Origin of the sequence: Streptomyces physcomitrii (genome assembly GCF_012273655.1) — a bacterium.
Lineage (GTDB): Bacteria > Actinomycetota > Actinomycetes > Streptomycetales > Streptomycetaceae > Streptomyces > Streptomyces physcomitrii.
Map to the genome: position 1 here is coordinate 30,750 of NZ_JAAWWP010000017.1, position 22,357 is coordinate 53,106.

General features: G+C 75.7%; 4 protein-coding genes. All 4 read right to left on the reverse strand.

The genetic code is table 11. The features are described 5' to 3' along the window. Positions 1-36: 36 nt before the first annotated feature. Complete coding sequence (locus tag HFV08_RS23955) at positions 37-1,518, reverse strand: DHA2 family efflux MFS transporter permease subunit (RefSeq protein WP_168542333.1); 1,482 nt, start codon at positions 1,516-1,518, stop codon at positions 37-39. Then, positions 1,515-12,701 carry an SDR family NAD(P)-dependent oxidoreductase gene (locus HFV08_RS23960; RefSeq protein ID WP_168542335.1) on the reverse strand — a complete coding sequence of 3,729 codons (11,187 nt, stop codon included), beginning with the start codon at positions 12,699-12,701 and terminating at the stop codon, positions 1,515-1,517. The genes HFV08_RS23955 and HFV08_RS23960 overlap by 4 nt, the downstream gene beginning before the upstream one ends. 1 nt (position 12,702) lies before the next feature. Then, positions 12,703-17,460 carry a type I polyketide synthase gene (locus tag HFV08_RS23965; RefSeq protein WP_168542337.1) on the reverse strand — a complete coding sequence of 1,586 codons (4,758 nt, stop codon included), beginning with the start codon at positions 17,458-17,460 and terminating at the stop codon, positions 12,703-12,705. Positions 17,461-17,522: 62 nt separating this feature from the next. Beyond that, positions 17,523-22,355: a type I polyketide synthase gene (locus HFV08_RS23970; RefSeq protein ID WP_168542339.1), complete on the reverse strand. Its 4,833-nt coding sequence runs from the start codon at positions 22,353-22,355 to the stop codon at positions 17,523-17,525. Positions 22,356-22,357 lie beyond the last annotated feature (2 nt).

Sequence of the window (22,357 nt, forward strand, 5' to 3'; positions counted from 1 at the left end):
GCTGTCCGCCCCGGGGGAAGGGGAGTCGGGGCCCGCTCAGGCCGGAGCGCGCCCGGCGGCCCGGCGGCGGGAGGTCCGGCCCCGGTGCCGGGCGCGGCGCTGGGCCCGGGCGAGCAGGAGCGCGGTGAGGGCGGCGAGCGCGGCGGCGCCGAGCGACCACCGGAAGGTCGCGGTGAACGCCGCCATCCGCTGCTCGGCGGTGGCGTCCGCCTCGTCGAGGCCGTTCTGCAGGACCGCGACGAAGACGGCCGTGGCGAGCGAACCGCCCAGCCGCTGCGCCATGTTGAGCTGCGGGGAGGCGTCGCTGATCTTCTGCGGGTCGAGGGCGCGGAAGGCGGAGGTCATCGCGGGCATCACGGAGAGCCCGGCGCCGAAACCGGAGACCCCCATGGCGGCGGCGACCACCGCGTAGGGGGTGTCCGCGGTGATCAGGACGAAGGGCACGGCGGCGGCCAGGCTCAGCGCCGCCCCGACGAGTGCGGTGCGCCCGCCGCCGAGGCGCTCCACCACCCGGCCCGAGAGCCAGGTGGCCGCGGCGGCGCCGATGCTGGAGGGCACCAGGAGGACGCCGGTGGCCACCGGGTCCTCGCCGCGCACGCTCTGGAAGTACAGCGGCATGAGGACCATCCCCGCGTACATGCCCATCGCGAGGAAGACCGTGGTGAGGGAGGCGGCGCGGAAGACGGGGTCGCGGTAGAGGCGGATGTCGAAGAGGGGGTGCGGGATACGCAGGGTGCGGACGACGAAGAGGAGGAGCAGCAGCGCTCCGGCGCCGAGGGCGAAGAAGGTGCCCGCCGAGGCGTCCCGGCCGGCCTCGCCGAATCCGTAGGTGAGGCCCGCCATGCCGAGCGAGACCGCCGCGAGGCCGAGGACGTCGAGCGGGGCGGCCTCCTGGGGCCGGTCGGGTGCCAGCAGCCGCAGCGCGCACAGCACGGCGAACGCGCCGACCGGCAGGTTGACCAGGAAGATCCACCGCCAGTCCGCGAAGTGCAGCAGCAGCCCGCCGGCGAAGGGGCCGAAGACCGGGGCGAGCACCAGGGGCACCCCGACCACCGCCATCACCCGGGGCAGGTTCGCCGGTCCGGCCGCCCGGGCGAGGATGATCTGCCCGACCGGCATGATCAGCCCGCCGCCGAGGCCCTGCAGGGCCCGGAAGGCGATGAGCTGGCCCTCGTTCTGCGCCAGCGCGCACAGCAGCGAGGCGAGGGTGAACAGGACGACCGCGGTGGTGTACGCGCGCCGGGCGCCGAAGCGCCGCGCCGCCCAGCCGGAGGCGGGGAGGGCGGCGGCGACCGCGAGGAGGTAGGCGGTGGCGATCCACTGGATGGTGTCCAGGGAGGTCCCGAAGTCCGAGGCGAGGGCCTTCAGGGCGACGTTGACGATGGTGGTGTCGAGGAAGGACAGGGTCGCCCCGAGGATCACCACGGTCGCGGCCCGCCGTACCTCGGGCCCGAGGCGCGGCGCCCGGCCGGGTCCCGGCGCCCGGCCGTTCCTCGTCTCACGGTGTCGTCCGGTCACGGCCGGGTCCTCTCCCCCTCGATGCGCTGCGCCCCCGCTGCGGTGCGCAGCCAGGCGTCGACGGCGCCCGCGGCGGCGGCCGCCTCCTGCTCCAGCATGGTGAAGTGGTCGCCGGGGACGTCCACCGGGGTGTGCGGCGCCGGCCAGCGCGGCCGGTGGTCCCCGGTGAGGGAGCGCTCGGCCCGTACGAGGAGGACCGGGGTGGCCAGCGGTGCGGGCTCCCAGCGGTGGAAGAGCCCGAAGTAGCCGCCCATCGCGGTGAGCCGGGCGTCGGTGGCCCAGCCGAAGTCCTCCTCTCGCGCGAACATGGCGCTGACCATCTCGCCGCGGAAGGCCGGGTCGGCGGCATCGCCCGGCAGGAAGGTGTCGAGCAGCACCAACGCCCGTACGGGGGCGCCGAGTTCTTCGAGGCGGGCGGCGACCGCGTGGGCCAGCCAGCCGCCGGAGGAGTATCCGGCGAGCGCGAAGGGGGCGCCCCCGGTGTGCTGCCCGAGCGCCTCGGCCACCCGCCCGACGAGCGAGCCGAGGTCGGCGGGCAGCGCCTCGCCGTCCACATAGCCGGGCAGCGGCAGTACGGACAGGGCGCGGCGCTCGCGCAGGGCGGCCCCGAACCGGGCGTACTGGTGCGGGCTGGACAGGGCGGTCAGCGAGGGCAGCGCGAACAGCGGGAGTCCGCCCGCGCCTTGGTCCCCGCTCCGGCTCTGGCCCTGGCTCTGGTCATGTTCCTGGCTCCGGCTCTCGGCGAGGCGGACCGCTTCGAGCGGGGCCTGATCGGTGTCCCCGGGCCGCCAGGTGAAGGCGGGCCGCAGCCGGGCGGCGGCCACCAGGAGGTCGGTGGCCGCCTCGATCTTGCCCTCGGCGCAGGCGGCCCGGTAGAGGGCGGCGACGGGTCCGCCGCTCTCGGCCGGGTGCCGAGGCGCCCCGGGGGATGCGCCGAGCAGGGTGGCGAGGTGGGCGGCGAGCTGGGCCGGGGTCGGGTGGTCGAAGATCGCGGTGGCGGTGAGGCTGAGGCCGGTCGCCGTGTTGAGGCGGTTGCGCAGCCGTACCGAGGTCAGCGAGTCGAAGCCCAACTCCAGGAATTTGCGGTCCGCTTCGACCTCCTCGGCCGAGGCGTGGCCGAGCACGGCGGCGGTCTGGGCGCGCACCACGGCCAGCGGGTCCGAGAGGTCCGCCGCCGCGGCGGCGTCCGCCCCGGGCCTCACGGCAGGGGCGGAGACCAGCTCGCGCAGCAGATGCGGGATGCCCTCCTCGGCGGCGCGGGCCCGCAGCGCCGCGGTGTCCAGGCGCAGCGGCACCCGCAGCGGGTCCCGCTGGGCTCGGGCGGCGTCGAAGAGGGCGAGCCCCTCCTCGGTGCTCAGGGCCCGCACCCCGCCGCCCCGTGCCGGCTCCGCCGCGTCCAACCCCGCTGTCATCGCGCCGCGTTCGGCCCACAGTCCCCAGGCGAGGGAGAGTCCGGGCAGCCCTTGGGCGCGGCGCAGGGCCGCCAGGGCGTCGAGGTGGGCGTTGGCGGCGGCGTAGCTCGCCTGTCCCGGCGCGCCGAGCAGGCCGGAGGCGGAGGAGAAGAGCACGAAGGCGGTGAGGTCGAGCCCGGCGGTCAACTCATGGAGATTCCACGCCCCTTCGGCCTTCGGGGCGAGGACGGTGTCCAGCCGCTCGGGGGTCAGCGACTGCACCACACCGTCGTCGAGTACGCCCGCGGCGTGCACGACGCCCCGCAGCGGAGCCTCGGCGGGAATCGTCGCGAGCAGGGCGGCGAGAGCCTCGCGGTCGGCGACATCGCAGGCGGCCAGGCGCACCGACTCCGCGCCCGCGGCGGCGAGTTCGGCCCGTACCTCGTCCGCCGCGCCCGCGCCGCCGCCGCTGCGGCTGACGAGCAGCAGATGGCGTACGCCGTGCGCGGTGACCAGGTGCCGGGCCACGGCGCGGCCGAGCACACCCAGGCCGCCGGTGAGCAGCACCGTGCCTTCGGGGCCGAACTCCCCGCCGGGCCACGGGGCTTCGGCATCGGCGGCCGGGAGCGCGGCGCGGGTCAGGCGCGGTGCGTGGGCCGCTCCCCCGCGCAGCGCGAGGCCCGGTTCGTCGAGGCCACGGACGGCGGCGGCGAGGAGGGCGGGCGGCTCGGTGCCGTCGGTGTCGAGCAGCCGGAAGAGCCCCGGGTGCTCGGACTGCGCCGAACGCAGCAGCCCCCAGACGGCCGCGGCCACCGGGTCGGTCCCCGCCTCCGGCGCCTGCCCGGGGACGTCCATCGCCCGCCGGGTCACGAAGACCAGCGGACCCGCGGCGGGCGCGCGCAGGAACTCCTGTACGGCGCCGAGCGCGGCGTGCAGGGTGGGGCGCAGCCCGGCGCCGGTGTCCACCTCGACGGTGCGCGCGGCCTGCGGGTACGGGCCCGCCTCCGGTACGGGCAGCCGCCGCCAGTCGACCTGGAACAGGGCGTCCTGGACGCCGAGTCGGCCCGCGGCGAGCGGGCGGAGGAGGAGCGAGCCGACGGTGGCCACCAGGTTCCCCGAGCCGTCCAGGACGGTCAGCGCGAGCGCGTCCGCGCCGGCCGGGGACAGGCGCACCCGCAGTGCCTCGGCGCCGGGGCGGTGGAGCCGTACCCCGGTCCAGGAGAACGGCAGCCGGACCCCGTCCCCGAAGCCGCCGAGGCCCGCGGCGTGCAGGGCGGCGTCGAGCAGCGCCGGGTGCAGCGCGAAGCGTGCGGGGTCGGCGTCCTGCGGGGCCCCGACCTCGGCGTAGAGGTCCGCGCCGTGCCGCCAGGCGGCGCGCAGTCCGCGGAAGGCGGGCCCGTACTCCAGACCGGCCTCGGCCAGCGCCGGGTAGAAGCCGTCGAGCGGGACGGGCTCGGCTCCCCGCGGCGGCCACACGGTGTCCACGGCGGGGGCCTCGGCCGTGGCGGCGGGGGCGAGGGTGCCGGAGGCGTGCCGGGTCCAGGGCTCGCCGGTGCGGCGGGCATGGACGGCGAGCTGTCTGCGGCCCCCGGCGTCGGCTGCCTCGACCGTCACCTGGAGGTCGACTGCGCCCTGTTCCGGCAGCAACAGCGGTGTCTCCAGGGTGAGTTCGGCGATCTCGGCGGCGCCGACCCGGGCCGCCGCCTGCAGGGCGAGTTCGGCGAAGGCCGTGCCGGGCAGCAGGGCGGTGCCGCGTACCGCGTGGTCGGCGAGCCAGCGGTCCTCGCGGGCGGAGAGGCGGCCGGTGAGGACCACCGTGTCCTTCTCGGCGAGGGCGAGGTGGGCGCCGAGCAGCGGGTGGGCCAGGGACTCCACCCCGGCGGACTCCATCTCGCCGGTGCGGGCGGTGGAACGCAGCCAGTACCGCTCGCGCTGGAAGGCGTAGGTGGGCAGGTCGACCCGGCGGGCCCCGGCGAGGACGGCGGCCCAGTCGGCCTCGACACCCTGGGTGAAGGCCTCCGCGAGCGCGGCCCGGAAGCGGCCGGTGCCGCCCTCGTCGCGGCGCAGGGTGCCGAGGCCCGGGTGGTCGAGTCCCGGGACGAGGACGGGGTGCGGGCTGACCTCGATCAGGACATGGCCCCCGGATTCGCCGAGGATCCGGGTCACCTCGTCGAAGCGGACGGTCTCGCGGAGGTTGCGGTACCAGTAGCCGCCGTCGAGTTCGGTGCCGTCCAGCCACCGGCCGGTCACCGAGGACAGGAAGGGCACCTCGGCGGGCCTGGGGCGCACCGGGGCCAGCGCGCGGGCCAACTCCGCTTCCAGCTCCTCCACCTGGGCGGAGTGCGAGGCGTAGTCCACGGAAACCCGCCGGGCGCCGGGCACCCGGTCGAGCACCTCCGTCAAGGCGCTGGTGCCGCCGGAGACCACCACCGAGCGCGGGCCGTTCACCGCGGCCACCGAGACGCCCTCGGGCAGCGCCGCGCGGGCCTCGGCGAGCGGCAGCGGCAGTACGGCCATGCCGCCGCGTCCGGCGAGGGAGCGCAGGGCGGCGCTGCGCAGCGCGACCACCCGCGCCCCGTCGTCCAGGCTCAGCGCGCCCGCGACACAGGCCGCCGCGATCTCGCCCTGCGAGTGCCCGGCGACCGCGGCGGGGCGCACCCCGCAGGAGCGCCACAGCTCGGCGAGCGAGACCATCACCGCCCACAGCACCGGCTGCACCACGTCCACCCGGTCGAGCCCGGGCGCGCCCTCGGCGCCCCGCAGGACCTCGGTGAGCGACCAGTCCGTATGGGGCGCGAGGGCCCGCGCGCACTCTTCGAGGCGCGCGGCGAACACCGGTGCCCCGTCGAGGAGTTCGAGGGCCATGCCCTGCCACTGCGCGCCCTGCCCCGGGAAGACGAAGACGGGGGCGGCGCTTTGGCGGACCCGGCCCTCGTGGAGGTGGTCGGCGGGTTCCCGCTCCGCGAGCGAGGCGAGCCCGGCGAGCAGGCGCGCCCGGTCCTCGGCGACCACCGCGGCCCGGTACTCGAAGGCGCCCCGGGTGGTGGCGAGGGAGAGGCCGAGGTCGGCCGGGTCGAGCGCGGGCCGCTGTGCGGCGTACGCGGCCAGGGCGCGGGCCTGGGCGCGCAGGGCCGCCGGTGACTTGGCGGAGAGCAGCCAGGGCACGGCGGGGCCGGGGAGCACCGGCTCCCGGGGGGCCGGGGCCTGGGCTGCGGGTGCCTGTTCCAGGATGACGTGGGCGTTGGTTCCGCTGATCCCGAAGGAGGAGACGGCGGCGCGGCGGGGGCGGCCGGTGGCGGGCCAGTCGCGGCGCTCGGTGAGCAGGCTGACGGCGCCGGAGTCCCAGTCGATGTGCGGGCTCGGCTCCTCGGCGTGCAGGGTGCGCGGCAGCACGCCCTCCCGCAGGGCCATCACCATCTTGATGACCCCGCCGACCCCGGCGGCGGCCTGGGTGTGCCCGAGGTTCGACTTCAGCGAGCCGAGCCACAGCGGGCGGCCCTCCTCGCGCCCCTGCCCGTAGGTCGCCAGCAGGGCGCCCGCCTCGATCGGGTCGCCGAGCCGGGTGCCGGTGCCGTGCGCCTCCACCGCGTCGATGTCCCCTTCCCGCAGGCCGGAGTTGGCGAGGGCCTGGCGGATCACCCGCTCCTGCGAGGGGCCGTTGGGCGCGGTGAGGCCGTTGCTCGCGCCGTCCTGGTTGACGGCCGAGCCGCGCACCACGGCGAGGGCCCGGTGGCCGTTGCGCCGCGCGTCGGAGAGGCGCTCCAGGAGGAGCAGGCCCGCGCCCTCGCCCCAGCCGGTGCCGTCCGCCCCGGCGGCGAAGGACTTGCAGCGCCCGTCGGCGGCGAGTCCGCCCTGGAGGGAGAACTCGACGAAGGTCGTCGGCGTCGCCATCACGGTGGCCCCGCCCGCGAGCGCGAGTCCGCACTCGCCCTGCCGCAGCGCCTGGGCCGCCAGGTGCAGGGTGACCAGGGAGGAGGAGCAGGCCGTGTCGACGGTGAGCGCGGGACCTTCGAGACCGAGGGCGTAGGAGATCCGCCCGGAGAGCACGCTGCCCGCGTTGCCGGTGCTGAGATGGCCGTCGACGCCCTCGGGGACCTCGCCGAGCCCGCTCGCGTAGTCGTGGTACATCACGCCCGCGAAGACGCCGGTGCTGCTGCCGCGCACCGAGGCCGGGTCGATGCCCGCGCGTTCGAAGGCCTCCCAGGCGGTCTCCAGGAGCAGCCGCTGCTGCGGGTCCATCGCCAGCGCCTCGTGCGGGGAGATCCCGAAGAAGCCCGCGTCGAACTCGGCGGCCCCGTAGAGGAATCCGCCCTCCCGGACCGCCGAGCGTCCCGCCTCCCCGGGCTCGCCGAAGAGGGCGTCGAGGTCCCAGCCGCGGTCCTCGGGGAACCCGGCGATGCCCTCCCGTCCGGCCGCGACCAGCTCCCAGAGGTCCTCCGGGGAGCGGACCCCGCCCGGGTAGCGGCAGGCCATCCCGATGACCACGATCGGGTCGTCCTCGGTACGGGTCCGGGAGGGCGCCCGCGGGGACGGCGCCGGCGCGGCTTCGGGTCCCGCCACGAGCCGGGCGCGCAGGTGGGCGATGAGGGCCGCGGGGGTGGGGTGGTCGAAGACCAGGGTGGCCGTGAGGCGGGTGCCGGTCTCGGCGGTGAGGCGGTTGCGCAGTTCGACGGCGGTCAGCGAGTCGAAGCCCTGCTCGGTGAAGGCGCGGTCGAGGGCGACCGCGGCGGTGCCGGAGTGGCCGAGCACCGCGGCCACCTGCCGCCGTACCAGCTCCGCCACGCCCTCGGCGGTCCAGGTGCCGCCGGGTTCCGTGCCGCCGGAGCCCGCGGCCGGGCGGCGGGTGGCGGTACGGATCAACCCCCGCAGCAGCGGCGGTACTTCGGCGCCGGAGGGCCGCAGATCCAGCGGGGTGGGCACGAGCAGCGGCGCGGGGTGGCCGAGCGCCCGGTCGAAGAGGGCGAGGCCCTGCGGGGCGGTGAGCGCGGCGAGCCCGGAGCCGGTGATCCTGCCCCGGTCGCCCTCCGCGAGCCGCCCGCCCATGCCGCCGCCCTCGGCCCACAGGCCCCAGGCCAGCGAGGTCGCGGGCAGTCCGCGGGCCGCCCGGTGCTGGGCCAGCGCGTCCAGGAAGACATTGCCCGCCGCGTAACTGCCCTGCCCCGGCGCCCCGAAGACACCGGAGGCGGAGGAGAAGAGCACGAAGGCGGCGAGGTCCCGGTCCGCGGTGAGTTCGTGCAGATGCCAGGCCGCGTCCGCCTTGGGCCTCAGCACGGTGTCCAGGCGGTCAGGGGTGAGCGAGCCGATCACCCCGTCGTCCAGTACGCCCGCCGCGTGCACCACGGCGGTCAGCGGATGCGCGGCGGGGATGCCCGCGAGCAGCGCGGCGAGGGCCGCCCGGTCGCCGACATCACAGGCCGCGAGCCGCGCCTCACCGCCCGACTCGGCCAGCTCCGCGACGAGTTCACGGGCCCCCTCGGCTCCGGCGCCGCGCCTGCCGACCAGCAGCACGTGCCGTACGCCGTGCGCGCGCACCAGATGGCGGGCGAGCAGGGCACCGAGACCGCCGGTGCCGCCGGTGATGAGGACCGTGCCCTCCGGGTCGAGGGAGGCGGCCTGCTCGGGCCCGGCGGTGGCACGGGCGAGCCGGGGGGCCAGCACCCGGCCGCCGCGCAGGGCGAGTTGGGGCTCGTCGAGGGTGAGGGCGGCGTCGAGGTCGGCCTGCGGGGGCAGTTGGGCATCGAGGCGGGTGGGCGTCGACGGTCCGGCGTCGGGCGCCGCCTGGGTCGGCGATCCGGCGCCGGGCCCCACGTCCTCCGCGTCCACCAGCCGGAAGGCTCCCGGGTTCTCCGCCTGCGCGGACCGCAGCAGTCCCCAGACGGTCGCCGCCGCCGGGTCGGGCACCTCCTCGCCCGGTACGGCGGCCAGCGCGCCCCGGGTGACGAACACCAACTGGGCGGCGGCGTACCGCTCTTCGGCGAGCCAGGCCTGCACAAGCCCGAGGGCGCGATGCGCGAGGCCGTGCGCCGCGGGGACCGGCCCCGCCGGGGAGTGCCCCGAACCGGTGCAGGAGACCAGGACCCTGGCGGGCACCGTCTCCAGCGCGGCCAGCTCCTCGGCCGAACTCACCCACACGGACGCGGAGTCGGGCGTCGCCTCCGGCACGGGAAGCTCGGTCCAGTCGACCTCGAAGAGGGAATCGGGGCGCCGGGCGGCGGCTCCCTCAACCGGCCGCAGCGCCAGCTGCTCGACGCTGACCACGGGCGCGCCGCCGGGGTCCACGGCCACCAGGGCGACGGTGTCCCGGCCCGCCGGGGAGATCCGCACCCGCAGGGCCTCGGCGCCCGCCGCGTGCAGGGTGACGCCCGTCCAGGAGAAGGGCAGGCTCGGCCGGTTGCCGGTGACGAACTCGCCCAGGCCGACCGCGTGCAGGGCCGCGTCGAACAGCGCCGGGTGCAGCCCGAACCGGTGCGCCGCGCCCGCCTCCTCGGGCAACTCGACCTCCGCGTACACCTCTTGGCCCTGGCGCCAGACCGCGCGCAGCCCCTGGAAGGCGGGTCCGTAGCCGAAGCCCGACTCCGCGAGATGCGCGTACAGCCCCTCCACCAGGACCTGTTCGGCATCGGCGGGCGGCCAGGTGAGCGAGGGGAGCTGCGGGGCGGCAGCGGCGCCGAGCCGGCCGGTGGCGTGCCGGATCCAGGGGTCCCCGTCCTGCCGGGAGTGGAGGGCGAGAGTACGGCCGCCGTCCGGCTCGGGCGCCCCCAGCCGGATCTGGAGCTGTACGGGGGCCTGCTCGGGCAGTATCAGCGGCGCCTCGATGGTCAGCTCGTCGAGCCGCCCGAGCCCCACCTCGTCACCGGCCCGAACCGCCAGCTCCACCAAGGCGGTTCCGGGAACGAAGACGGTGCCCTCGACGGCGTGGTCGGCCAGCCAGGGGTGGGTACGCAGCGCGAGACGGCCGGTGAAGAGCACCTGCTCGTCCTCGGCCAGGGTCACGGTCGCGCCGAGCAGCGGATGCGCGGCACCCCGCAGCCCCGCCGCGGCGACATCGCCCACGCGCTCCGGCTCGGGCCAGTACCGCTCCCGTGCGAAGGGATACGTCGGCAACTCCACCCGGCGGCCCGGCAGGACCCCGGCCCAGTCGGCGTCGATCCCGTGGGTGAACAGCTCCCCCACGGCCGCGAGCACCGACTGCGCCTCCCCTCGGTCCCGGCGCAGCAGGGCGGTGCAGCCGTGACCGCCGGACGCGGACTCCGCCAGGCACTCCTGGGCGGCGGCGGTCAGCACCCCTTCGGGCCCCAACTCCAGGAAGACCAAGGCGCCTTCGCGGGCGAGGGTACGTATGCCGTCGTGGAAGAGAACGGTCTGACGGGCATGGCGTACCCAGTAGTCCGGAGAGGTCAGCTCGGCGGGCTGCGCCAGCTCACCGGTCACGTTCGAGACGAGCGGGATCCGGGGCTCCGACAACGTCAACCCGCCCACGACCGTGGCGAATTCGACGAGCATCGGGTCCATACGCGGGGAATGGAACGCATGACTCACCGCGAGGCGCTTGACGCGATGACCGGCCTGACGCGCGGCCTCCTCGATCTCCGCCACCGCATCCGCGTCACCGGACAGTACGCACGCCAACGGGCCATTGACCGCGGCGACTTCCACGCGGTCGACGTACCCCGCACACAGACGGGCAGCCTCCTCCGCCGCCACGGAAACCGCGAGCATCGCACCACCCGAAGGCAACGCCTGCATCAACCGGCCCCGGGCCGACACGAGTTGAGCCGCATCCGCGAGCGAGAACACCCCTGCCACATGCGCGGCGGCGATCTCCCCGATCGAATGCCCCAGAAGGAAGTCCGGCCGCACACCCCACGACTCCACCAACCGGAACAACGCCACTTCCACAGCGAACAACGCAGGCTGCGCCCACACCGTCTGCTCCAAAGCCTCCGCATCACCGCCGAAGACGACGCCCTTCAGCGACCGGCCCACATGACGGTCGAGTTCCGCACACACCACATCGAAAGCCTCCGCGAAGACGGGAAACGCCTCGTACAACTCCCGCCCCATACCCGCCCGTTGCGCCCCCTGCCCCGTGAACAGAAAGGCGGTCGTCGGCTCGCTGCGGCCCTCTCGTACGGCGAGGTCGTCGAGGGCGGTGAGCAGGTCCTCGCGGGTGGTGCCGGTGGCGGCGGCGCGGTGCGGGAAGCGGGGGGCGCGGGCGAGGGAGTGGGCGAGGTCGGCGGGGGTGTGGCCGGGGTGCCGGACGGCGTGGGCGCGCAGTTGGTCCGCGCGGCGGCGGAGGGCTTCGGGGGTGGCGGCGGAGAGCAGCCAGGTGTGCGCGGGCGGCAGGGGCCGGTCGTGGTTCTCGTCCGCGGCGGGCCCTTCGGGGGCCTCTTCCAGGATGACGTGGGCGTTGGTGCCGCTGACGCCGAAGGCGGAGACGCCGGCGCGGCGGGGCCGGCCGAGGGCGGGCCATTCCCTCTGCTCGGTGAGGAGTCGGACGCCGCCGGTGGACCAGTCGACGTGCGGGGTGGGGCTGTCGACGTGGAGGGTGCGGGGCAGGGTGCCGTGCCGCAGGGCGAGGACCATCTTGAGGACGCCCGCGACCCCGGCGGCGGCCTGGGTGTGCCCCAGGTTGGACTTCACCGAGCCGAGCCAGAGCGGGCGTTCGGCGGGGCGGTTCCTGCCGTAGGTGTCGAGGAGGGCCTCCGCCTCGATGGGGTCGCCGAGGATGGTACCGGTGCCGTGTGCCTCGACGGCGTCGATCTGGTCGGGGGTGAGGCGGGCCTGGGCGAGGGCCTGGCGGATGACGCGCTGCTGGGCGGGACCGTTGGGGGCGGTCAGCCCGTTGGAGGCGCCGTCCTGGTTCACCGCCGAACCGCGCAGCACCGCCAGGACCTGGTGGCCGTTGCGCCGCGCGTCCGCCAGGCGCTCCAGGACGAGGACGCCCGCGCCCTCGCCCCAGCCGGTACCGTCTGCGCCCGCCGCGAAGGCCTTGCAGCGGCCGTCGGCGGCGAGACCGCGCTGCCGGGAGAACTCCACGAAGACGCGCGGGGTCGCCATCACGGTGGCCCCGCCCGCGAGCGCGAGGCCGCACTCGGAGCGGCGCAGGGACTCGGCGGCCAGGTGCAGCGAGACCAAGGAGGAGGAGCAGGCGGTGTCCACGGTGACGGCGGGGCCGCCGAGGCCGAGGACGTAGGAGAGGCGCCCGGAGAGGACGCTCGCCGCGTTGCCGGTGCCGAGGTAGCCCTCCAGTCCGTCCTCGGCGGCCAGGGCGCCGAAGAGGGCCCCGTAGTCCTGGCCGTTGGTGCCCATGAAGACACCGGTGCGGCTGTCGCGCAGGGCCGCCGGGTCGAGTCCGGCGCCTTCCAGGGCCGCCCAGGCGACTTCGAGCAGGATCCGCTGCTGCGGGTCCATCGCCTTCGCCTCGCGGGGGCTGATGCCGAAGAAGGCGGGGTCGAACTCGGCCGCCCCGTCGAGGAATCCGCCCTCGCGCACATAGCTGGTGCCCGGCCGGTCGGGGTCCTCGTCGTAGAGGGCCGCCAGGTCCCAGCCGCGGTCGGCGGGGAAGGGGACGAGGGCGTCGGTGCCCTCGGCGAGGAGCCGCCACAGCTGCTCCGGTGAGCGCACGCCGCCGGGGAAGCGGCAGCCCATGCCGACCAGGGCGATGGGCTCGTGCTCGCGGTCCTCGGCGTCCTTCAGCCGCTTATTGGCCTCGTCGAGGTCGCTGGTGACCCGCTTGAGGTAGGACAGCAGCTTCTGCTCGTTGCCCGTCGGCTTCTGCGCGTCGCTCATGTCAGCGGGTTCCGTACTTCTCGTCGATGTACGCGAACAGGTCGTCCGCGGTGTCCAGGCCCGCGCTGCCCGCGTCCTCCTCGGCGGCCAGGTCCTCGGCCGGGGTGTCGCGCAGGGCCGCGAGGAGGGTTTCCAGGCGGTCCGCGACCTCCGCCCGGGTGGCCGCGTCGTCGAGTCCGGGCAGCGAGCCCTCCAGGCGGGCGAGGCCGTCGAGGGCCCGGCCGGCCGCGGTGCCGCCGAGGGCGGAGACCAGGTGGGCGGCGAGCGCCTCCGGGTTCGGGTGGTCGAAGACGACCCCGGCGGGCAGGCTCAGACCGGTGGCCGCGCCGAGGGCGTTGCGCAGGTCCACGGCCATCAGCGAGTCGAAGCCGAGGTCGCGGAAGGGCTTGCGGGTCTCGACCCGGTCGGCGCCGCCGTGGCCGAGCACCCGCGCCGCCTGCCCGCGCACCAACTCCCGCAGCGTGCCGAGCTGTTCCTCCTCGCTCTGCGTACCGAGCCGCTCGCGCAGACCCCCCTCCGGGGCTTGCGCGCGCTGCCGGGCCGCTTCGGGTATCCGCGCGAGCAGCGGGCTGGGCCGTACGGCGGTGAGCCCGGCGGCGAAGCGCTCCCAGTCGATGTCGGCGACGGCCAGGCAGGCATCCCCGTGGTCGAGTGCCTGCTGCAGGGCGTCGAGTGCCCGGGCGGGCGCCATGGCGCGGACGCCGTGCCGGTCCAGGCGGGCGCTGACACCGTCCGCGGCGGCGGCCATGCCACCGCCGCCCCAGGCGCCCCAGGCGAGCGCGGTCGCGGGCAGCCCGTCGGCGCGGCGCTGCTCGGCGAAGGCGTCCAGGAAGGCGTTGGCGGCCGCATAGTTGGCCTGCCCGGCGCCGCCCACCGCCCCGGAGAAGGAGGAGTAGAGGACGAAGGCGTCCAGGTCCCGGTCGGCGGTGAGTTCGTGCAGGTGGCGCACGGCCTCCGCCTTCGGCCGCAGTACGGTGGCGAGCCGCTCGGGGGTCAGCGCGTCCAGGACGCCGTCGTCGAGGACCCCCGCGGTGTGCACGACCGCCGTGAGCGGGAACTCCGCCGGCACCTCGTCGAGCAGTGCGGCGAGCGCGGTCCGGTCGGCCACGTCGCAGGCGGCCAGGGTGACCCGGACGCCCCGCTCGCCGAGTTCGGCGGCCAGTTCCCGGGCCCCGGGCGCCTCCGGCCCGCGGCGGCCGGTGAGGAGCAGGTGCTCGGCACCGCGGTCCGCGAGACGGCGGGCGAGGTGGGCGCCGAGGGCCCCGGTACCCCCGGTGATCAGGACGGTTCCGGAGGGCCGCCACTCCCCGGCCGCCGCCGTGGGACGCTCGGCGCGCACCAGCCTGCGCGCGTACAACCCGCCCTCGCGCACGGCGAGTTGGTCCTCCCCCGCCGGATCGGCGAGCACCCGGCAGAGCAGATCGAGCGTCTGCGTGCCCTCCGCCACGGGCAGGTCGAGCAGGCCTCCCCACCGCTCGGGGCTCTCCAGGGCGGCGGCCCGGCCGAGCCCCCAGACCTGGGCCTGCGCGGGTTCGGCGAGCCGGTCGCCCTCCCCGGTGGAGACGGCTCCCCGGGTGGCGCACCACAGCGGGGCCGCCACGGCGGCGTCGCCGAGCGCCTGGTGCAGCAGCAGCACCTCGTCGAGTCCGGATTTCCCCGGCGCGGCGGGCAGGCTCAGCACCCCGGCGGGCGCCTGGCGCCCCGCCAGCGCCGCACGGATCCGCTCCGCCATACCCTCCCGGCTCTCCGCCGCCGCCAGACTCAGTACCTCGGCCCCCCGTTCCAGGAGAGCCTGCCGTACGGTCCCGCCCCGGTCACCGACCAGGAGCCAGGTCCCGGCAGGCCCGGCGGCCGAGGGCTCCGCGAGGCGTTCCCAGACGACGCGGTACTGGAGGCCCGCGGCGGCCTCCCTCCCGGCAACGGCACCTCCGCTCCGCGCCGCCGCCCAGTAGCGCTCCCGCTGGAAGGGGTACGTGGGCAGTGGGACACGTGTCGTGGGCGAACTCCCGTACACGGCACGCCAGTCGGGGACGACACCGGCACAGAACAGGGCACCGAGCGCGGCAGCGGCCGAACGCTCCTCACCGGCGTCGCTTCGGAGCACCGGCACCGCGACCGGGTCCGCTTCCTCCCCCGTAGTGGGCAGGGCCTCTCGCACCAAGGCGGTCAGGACAGCTTCCGGGCCCAGTTCGAGAAAACGGGTCACTCCCGCGTCGGCGAGAGTGCGTACGCCATCGTGGAACAGGACGCTCTGCCGGACATGGCGTACCCAGTAGTCCGGAGAGGTCAGCTCGGCAGGCTGCGCAAGCCGGCCCGTCACGTTCGAGACGAGCGGGATACGGGGCTCCGACAACGTCACCCCGCCCACGACGGTGGCGAATTGGGCGAGCATCGGGTCCATACGCGGGGAATGGAACGCATGACTCACCGCGAGCCGCTTCACCCGGTGACCAGCCTCACGCGCCGCCTCCTCGATCTCCGCCACCGCATCCGCGTCACCGGACAGCACGCACGCCAACGGACCGTTCACCGCGGCCACTTCCACCCGGCCCACGTAACCCGCACACAGCCGGGCAGCCTCCTCCGCCGCCACGGAAACCGCGAGCATCGCACCACCCGACGGCAACGCCTGCATCAACCGGCCCCGCGCCGCCACAAGTTGAGCCGCATCCGCGAGCGAGAACACCCCCGCCACATGCGCGGCAGCAATCTCCCCGATCGAATGCCCGAGCAGGAAGTCCGGCCGCACACCCCACGACTCCACCAACCGGAACAACGCCACTTCCACAGCGAACAACGCAGGCTGCGCCCACCCCGTCCGCTCCAACAACTCGGCATCCCCACCGAAGACAACAACCTTCAGCGACCGGCCCACATGACGATCGAGTTCCGCACACACCCCATCGAAAACCTCCGCGAAGACGGGAAACGCCTCGTACAACTCCCGCCCCATACCCGCCCGTTGCGCACCCTGCCCCGTGAACAGAAAGGCGGTCCGGCCGTCGGGCGGGGTGCCCTGGACGGTTCCGGGGGTGGGGTCGCCGGTCGCGAGTGCGTGGAGGGAGGTGAGGAGTTCGGTGGGCGTCTCGGCGGTGAGGGAGGCGCGGTGGTCGAGGGCGGCGCGGGTGGTGGCCAGGGCGAACGAGGCGTCCGTCAGGGGCAGTTCGGGGAGGGCGGAGAAGTGGGCGTGCAGGGAGGCGGCCTGGGCGCGCAGGCCCGCGGTGTCACGGGCGGAGAGGACGAACGGGAGGGGGCCGCGGCGGACGGGCTCCGGCGGCACGACGCCCCCGCCGGGCTGTTCCGCGGACCGCTGCCCCACGACCTGCCCGAGTGCCTGGTCCGCGACCTGCGCGGGGGTCCCGCCCGCGACCTGTGCGGGCGCGCGCTCGGGTGCCTGTTCCAGGATGACGTGGGCGTTGGTGCCGCTGATGCCGAAGGAGGAGACTCCGGCGCGGCGGGGGCGGCCGGTCTCGGGCCAGTCGGTGTGTTCGGTGAGGAGGCGTACGGTGCCCGCCGACCAGTCGACCCGGGGTGTCGGCTCGTCGATATGCAGGGTGCGCGGCAGCCGGCCGTGGCGCAGGGCGAGGATCATCTTGATGACACCGGCGACACCCGCGGCGGCCTGGGTGTGCCCCAGGTTGGACTTCACCGAGCCGAGCAGCAGCGGGAGTTGGCGAGCCCTGCCGTAAGTGGCCAGGAGCGCCTGGGCCTCGATGGGGTCGCCCAGCTCGGTGCCGGTGCCGTGTGCCTCGACGGCGTCGACCTGGTCGGCGGTGAGGCGGGCGTTGCCCAGGGCCTCTTCGATGACGCGCTGCTGGGCGGGGCCGTTGGGGGCGGTGAGGCCGTTCGAGGCGCCGTCCTGGTTCACCGCCGAACCGCGCAGCACCGCCAGGACCTCGTGGCCGTTGCGCCGCGCGTCCGAGAGCCGTTCCAGGAGCAGCAGCCCGGCGCCCTCGCCCCAGCCCGTACCGTCCGCGCCCGCCGCGAAGGCCTTGCAGCGGCCGTCGCGGGCCAGACCGCCCTGGCGGCTGAACTCGGAGAACAGGGTCGGCATCGCCATGACGGTGGCGCCGCCCGCGAGCGCGAGGGCGCACTCCCGGCGCCGCAGTGCCTGGGCGGCCAGGTGCAGGGCGACCAGGGAGGCGGAGCAGGCGGTGTCCACGGTGACCGCCGGGCCTTCGAGCCCGTACACATAGGAGAGGCGGCCGGAGAGCACACTGGCCGCGTTGCCGGTCATGATGTGACCGCCGAGGTCCTGCGCGGAGTTGACGGCGACGGGGGCGTAGTCCTGACCGTTGGTGCCGATGAACACACCGGTCCTGCTGCCGCGCAGGCTGTCCGGGTCGATCCCGGCGCGTTCGAAGGCCTCCCAGGAGGTCTCCAGGAGGAGGCGCTGCTGCGGGTCGAGGGCGAGCGCCTCGCGCGGGGAGATGCCGAAGAACCCGGCGTCGAAGTGGGCGGCCCCGGGCAGGAAACCGGCCTCGCGGGCGTGCGAGCCGTGCGGCGCGTCCGGGTCGAGGAGCGCGTCGAGGTCCCAGCCGCGGTCGGTGGGGAAGCCCGTCATGGCGTCGGTGCCCGCGGCGAGGAGGTCCCACAGCGCTTCCGGAGTGTCGGCGCCGCCGGGGAAGCGGCAGCTCATGGCGACGACCGCGAGGGGTTCGCTGTCGCGTGACTCGCTCTCCCGCAGCCGTTCCTGGGTCTGCTCCAGCTCGGCGGAGACGCGCTTGAGGAAGTGGCGCAGCTTGTCTTCGTTGGACACGGGCGGGTTCTCCGTCGGGGTCGTGCGAGGGGTGGGGCGGGAGGCCGGTGGCGGCGCGGTGCTCACGAGATGCCGAACTTCTCGCCGATGAGCCCGAAGAGCTCGTCGTCGTCGGCCGTGTCGAAGCCCTCGGCGGCGGGCTCCTCGGCGGCGGATTCCTCTCCGGGTCCCTCGCCGGGGCCGTCCCGCCAGGCGGCGACCAGGGCCTGCATCCGGAGCATGATCCTGGTGTGCTCGGCGCTGCCCGCGCCGAGGCCGCGCAGCTGCCGCTCGACCTGGTCGAAGGCCTCCTCGAAGCCGCTCCCGTCACCGGCACCCAGCTCGGCGGCGAGGTGGGCGGCGAGCGCGGCCGGGGTCGGGTGGTCGAAGACGAGGGTGGCGGACAGGGTGAGGCCGGTGGCGGCGCCGAGGCGGTTGCGCAGTTCGACCGCGGTCAGGGAGTCGAAGCCGGCGTCGCGGAAGGCCTTCGTACCGGCCACCGAGGCGGGTGTGCTGTGGCCGAGGACGGCGGCGGCCTGGGCGCGTACGAGGTCGAGGAGCGCGCTCTCGCGGTCGGCGGGTGCGAGGTCGCGCAGGCGGAGCGCCAGGGCGGATCCCTGGTCCTCCTCGGCCGCGCGGGCGGCCACCAGGGCCTGTACTTCGGGGAGTTCGCCGAGCAGCGGGCTGGGGCGGCCGGTGAGGAAGGAGTCGGCGAAGCGCTCCCAGTCGACCCCGGCGACGACGAGATGGGTCTCCTCGCGGTCGAGGGCGGCGCCCAGGGCGGTGAGGGCGAGCGCGGGGTCCATCGGCCGCATGCCGCCGCGCTTCAGACGTTCGGTGACGGCCTCGCTTCCGGTGGCGAGCCCGCCTCCGGCCCAGGAGCCCCACCCGAGGGAGAGGCCCGGGAGCCCTTCGGCCCTGCGGCGTTCCACCAGCGCGTCCACCTGCGCGTTCGCCGCCGCGTAGTTCCCCTGACCGGCACCACCGACCGCACCCGCGAACGAGGAGAACACGACGAAAGCGCAGAGGTCCATCCCCCGCGTCAACTCATCCAACAACTCCGCACCCCCCGCCTTCGGCCCCAACACCCCCGCAAACCGCTCCGCGGACAACGACTCCACCACCCCGTCGTCCACCACACCCGCCACATGAAACACCGCCGAGAACGCGTACTCCGCAAGCAGGGCGGCAACCGACTCCCGATCACTCACCTCACACGCCATGACGTCAGCCCGAACGCCCAAACCCTCCAGCTCCCGGACCAGCTCCCCAGCGCCAGGCGCCGAAGCACCACGACGACCGGTCAACACCAGATGCTCCGCACCCCGACCCGCCAACCACCGCGCCACACCCGAACCCAACGCACCCGTACCACCCGTCACCAGGACCGGCCCCGACGACACCCGCCAGCCCGCACCGGGGGCCGCCGACGCGGCCGGCGGGGTCACCGCCGTGCCCGCGCGCACCAGACGCCGCCCCAGCAGACGGCTTCCGCGCAGCGCGACCTGGTCCTCGCCGGTGGCTCCGGAGAGCATGGCGGCGAGCAGACCGGCATCCGCGCCCTCGGGCGGCAGATCCACCAACCCGCCCCAGGCCAGCGGCCGTTCGAGCGCGACCACCCGTCCGAAGCCCCACACCTGGGCCAGCACGGGATCGGGCGCCTCACCCGAAGCAGCCGACACCGCACCCCTGGTCAGACACCACAACCGCCCCGAGACCCCCACCTCGTCCAACGCCTGCACCAACGCCAGCAGTTCGGTCGCCGAGGCCGGACAGGCGACCACACCGGCCACCGGACCGCCCGCCGCCGCCTCGGTGAGCAGCGCGGCCAGGGACTCCCGGGTGGGTTCCCCGGTCCGCAGTACGAGGGTGTCGGCGCCCGTGGCGGTCAGCGCGCCCTCGATGTCGGGGGTGCCGGCGGTGCCGGGACTCGTCTCGGAGAGCAGGAGCCAGCGGCCGCTGAGCCGGGCTCCGGTGGGCGGGGCCGCGAGGGGCGACCAGGTCACGCGGTAGGCCCAGGAGGCGAGTTCGGCGCGGGTGCGGCGGTCGCGGCGCCAGTGCCGGAGGGCGGGCAGCGCGCCTTCGAGGGCGGTACGGGCCGGTTCCGCGGCGCCGATCTCCTCGGCGAGGGCGGGCAGGTCGGCGCGGTCCACGGCGGCCCAGAAGGCGCGCTCGGCGGGGTCGGTCTGCTGCCCGCCCGGGGTGCCGGGGCGCGGCCAGTAGCGCGTGCGCTGGAAGGGGTAGGTCGGCAGGGCCGTGGTGCGGGCGCCCGGGAAGGCGGCGCTCCAGTCGGCCTCGACGCCGCGGGCGTGCGCCTCGGCGAGGGAGCGCAGGAAGCGGTCGAGGCCACCGTCGGTGCGGCGCAGGGTGCCGACCCCGCCCTCGGGGAGCGAGGGCAGCAGCACCGGGTGCGGGCCGACCTCGATGAACTGGTGTCCGCCGCGTTCGCCGAGGAGCCGGATCACCTCGTCGAGGCGGACGGTGCCGCGCAGGTTGCGGTACCAGTAGCCGCCGTCCAGCTCCTCGCCCCGCAGCCACTCCGCCGTCACCGAGGAGAGGAAGGGCACCCGGGCCCGACCCGGCGCCACCGGCGCCAGAACCTCGGCCAACTCCGCTTGGATCTCCTCCACTTGCGCGGAGTGGGAGGCGTAGTCGACGTCGACGCGCCGGACCCGTACGCTCCCGGCGCCGGCCCGGGCAACCAGTTCGTCGAGGGCTTCCGCGTCGCCGGAGAGCACGGTCGAGGACGGCCCGTTGAGCGCGGCCACCGAGATCCGGCCGGGCCACGGGGCCGCGAGTGCCTCGGCGGTCTCCCGGTCGGCGGCGACCGAGACCATGCCGCCGCGCCCCGCGAGCGCGACCAGCGCCCGGCTGCGCAGGGCCACCACGCGTGCCCCGTCGTCCAGGCTCAGGGCACCGGCGACACAGGCCGCGGCGATCTCCCCCTGCGAGTGCCCCACCACCGCCGCGGGCTGCACCCCGTAGGACTCCCACAGGGCGGCGAGGGAGACCATCACGGCCCAGAGCGCGGGTTGCACCACATCGACGCGGTCCAGGCCCGGCGCGCCCTCCGCAGCGCGCACCACCTCGGGGAGCGACCAGTCCACATAGGCTGCGAGGGCTTTCGCGCACTGGCCGAAGCGGTCCGCGAAGACCGGTGAGGTGTCGAGCAACTCCCGTGCCATGCCGGGCCATTGGGCGCCCTGCCCGGGGAAGACGAACACCGGTTTGCGGGCGGTGGGGGCATGGCCCTCGGCGGCCGAGGGTGCGGGGCGGCCCTCGGCGAGCGCGGTCAAGGCCTGCCGGAACTGCGGCTGTTCGGCGGCGACGACGATCGCGCGATGCGCGAAGCGGGTGCGGGTGACGGCCAAGGAGAGGCCGATGTCGGCGAGTTGAGCATCGGGCCGCGCGGCGAGGAGGGCGGCCAGATCACGGGCGCGGGCGCGCAGCGCGGACTCGGACCGGGCGGAGAGGACCCACGGCAGCGGCCCGCCGCTCTCGGGCGCGGTGGCGGACTCGTGCTCCTCGGCGGGGGCCTCCTCCAGGAGGACATGGGCGTTGGTGCCGCTCATGCCGAAGGAGGAGACACCGGCGCGGCGCGGCTCCGCGGACCGGGGCCAGGGCCGGGGCTCGGTGAGGAGGCGTACGGCGCCGGAGGACCAGTCGACCTGCGGGGTGGGGGTGTCCACGTGCAGGGTGCGCGGCAGTTCGTCGTGGCGCAGGGCGAGGACCATCTTGAGCACGCCCGCGATTCCGGCGGCGGCCTGGGTGTGCCCGAGGTTCGACTTGACGGAGCCGAGCCAGAGCGGGCGCCCCTCGGGCCGCTGCTGCCCGTAGGTGCCGAGCAGGGCCCCCGCCTCGATGGGGTCGCCGAGGGTGGTGCCGGTGCCGTGCGCCTCCACCGCGTCGACCTGCTCGGGGGTGAGGCGAGCCTGGGCGAGGGCCGCGCGCAGGACGCGCTGCTGGGAGGGGCCGTTGGGGGCGGTGAGACCGTTCGAGGCGCCGTCCTGGTTGACGGCGGAGCCGCGCAGCACGGCGAGGATCCGGTGCCCGTTGCGCCGCGCGTCGGGCAGGCGCTCCAAAAGCAGGACGCCGACGCCCTCGCCCCAGCCGGTGCCGTCGGCCGCCGCCGCGAAGGCCTTGCAGCGCCCGTCGGCGGCGAGGCCGCGCTGCCGGGAGAACTCGGTGAAGGTGGTGGGGCTCGCCATCACGGTGACCCCGCCCACCAGGGCGAGCGCGCACTCCTCCTGGCGCAGCGCCTGGGCGGCCAGGTGCAGGGCGACCAGGGAGGAGGAGCAGGCCGTGTCCACGGTCAGCGCGGGACCTTCGAGACCGAGCGCGTAGGAGACCCGGCCGGACAGCACACTGGTGGCGTTGCCGGTGGCGAGGTAGCCGTCGGTCTCCTCGGGGCCGCCGACCAGGACGGTGCCGTAGTCGGCGCCGTTGGAGCCGACGAAGACACCGGTCCTGCTGCCGCGCAGGCTCGCCGGGTCGATCCCGGCGGCCTCCACCGTCTCCCAGCAGGTCTCCAGGAGCAGCCGCTGCTGCGGGTCCATGGCGAGGGCCTCGCGGGGCGATATCCCGAAGAACTCGGCGTCGAAGTCCGCGGCCCCGTCCAGGAAGCCGCCCTCGCGCGCATACGAGGATCCGGCCCGGTCGGGGTCCGGGTCGAAGAGGGCGTCGAGGTCCCAGCCCCGGTCGGCGGGGAAGGGCGACAGGGCGTCCCGGCCCTCGGCGAGCAGCTCCCAGAGGTCCTGCGGTGAGCGCACGCCGCCGGGGAAGCGGCAGCCCATCGCGACGATCGCGAGGGGTTCGCGGGAGGCCTCGGCGAGGCGGCGGTTCTGCTCGCGCAGCCGCTCGGTCTCCTTCAGCGAGGTCCGCAGTGCTTCCAGCAGCTTGTCGTTCGAGGCAACCATGT

Bases quoted from the DNA above. Each gene is read 5' to 3' on its own strand.
- HFV08_RS23960 (WP_168542335.1), bottom strand. From the start codon at position 12,701: ATGAGCGACGCGCAGAAGCCGACGGGCAACGAGCAGAAGCTGCTGTCC.
- HFV08_RS23970 (WP_168542339.1), bottom strand. From the start codon at position 22,355: ATGGTTGCCTCGAACGACAAGCTGCTGGAAGCACTGCGGACCTCGCTG.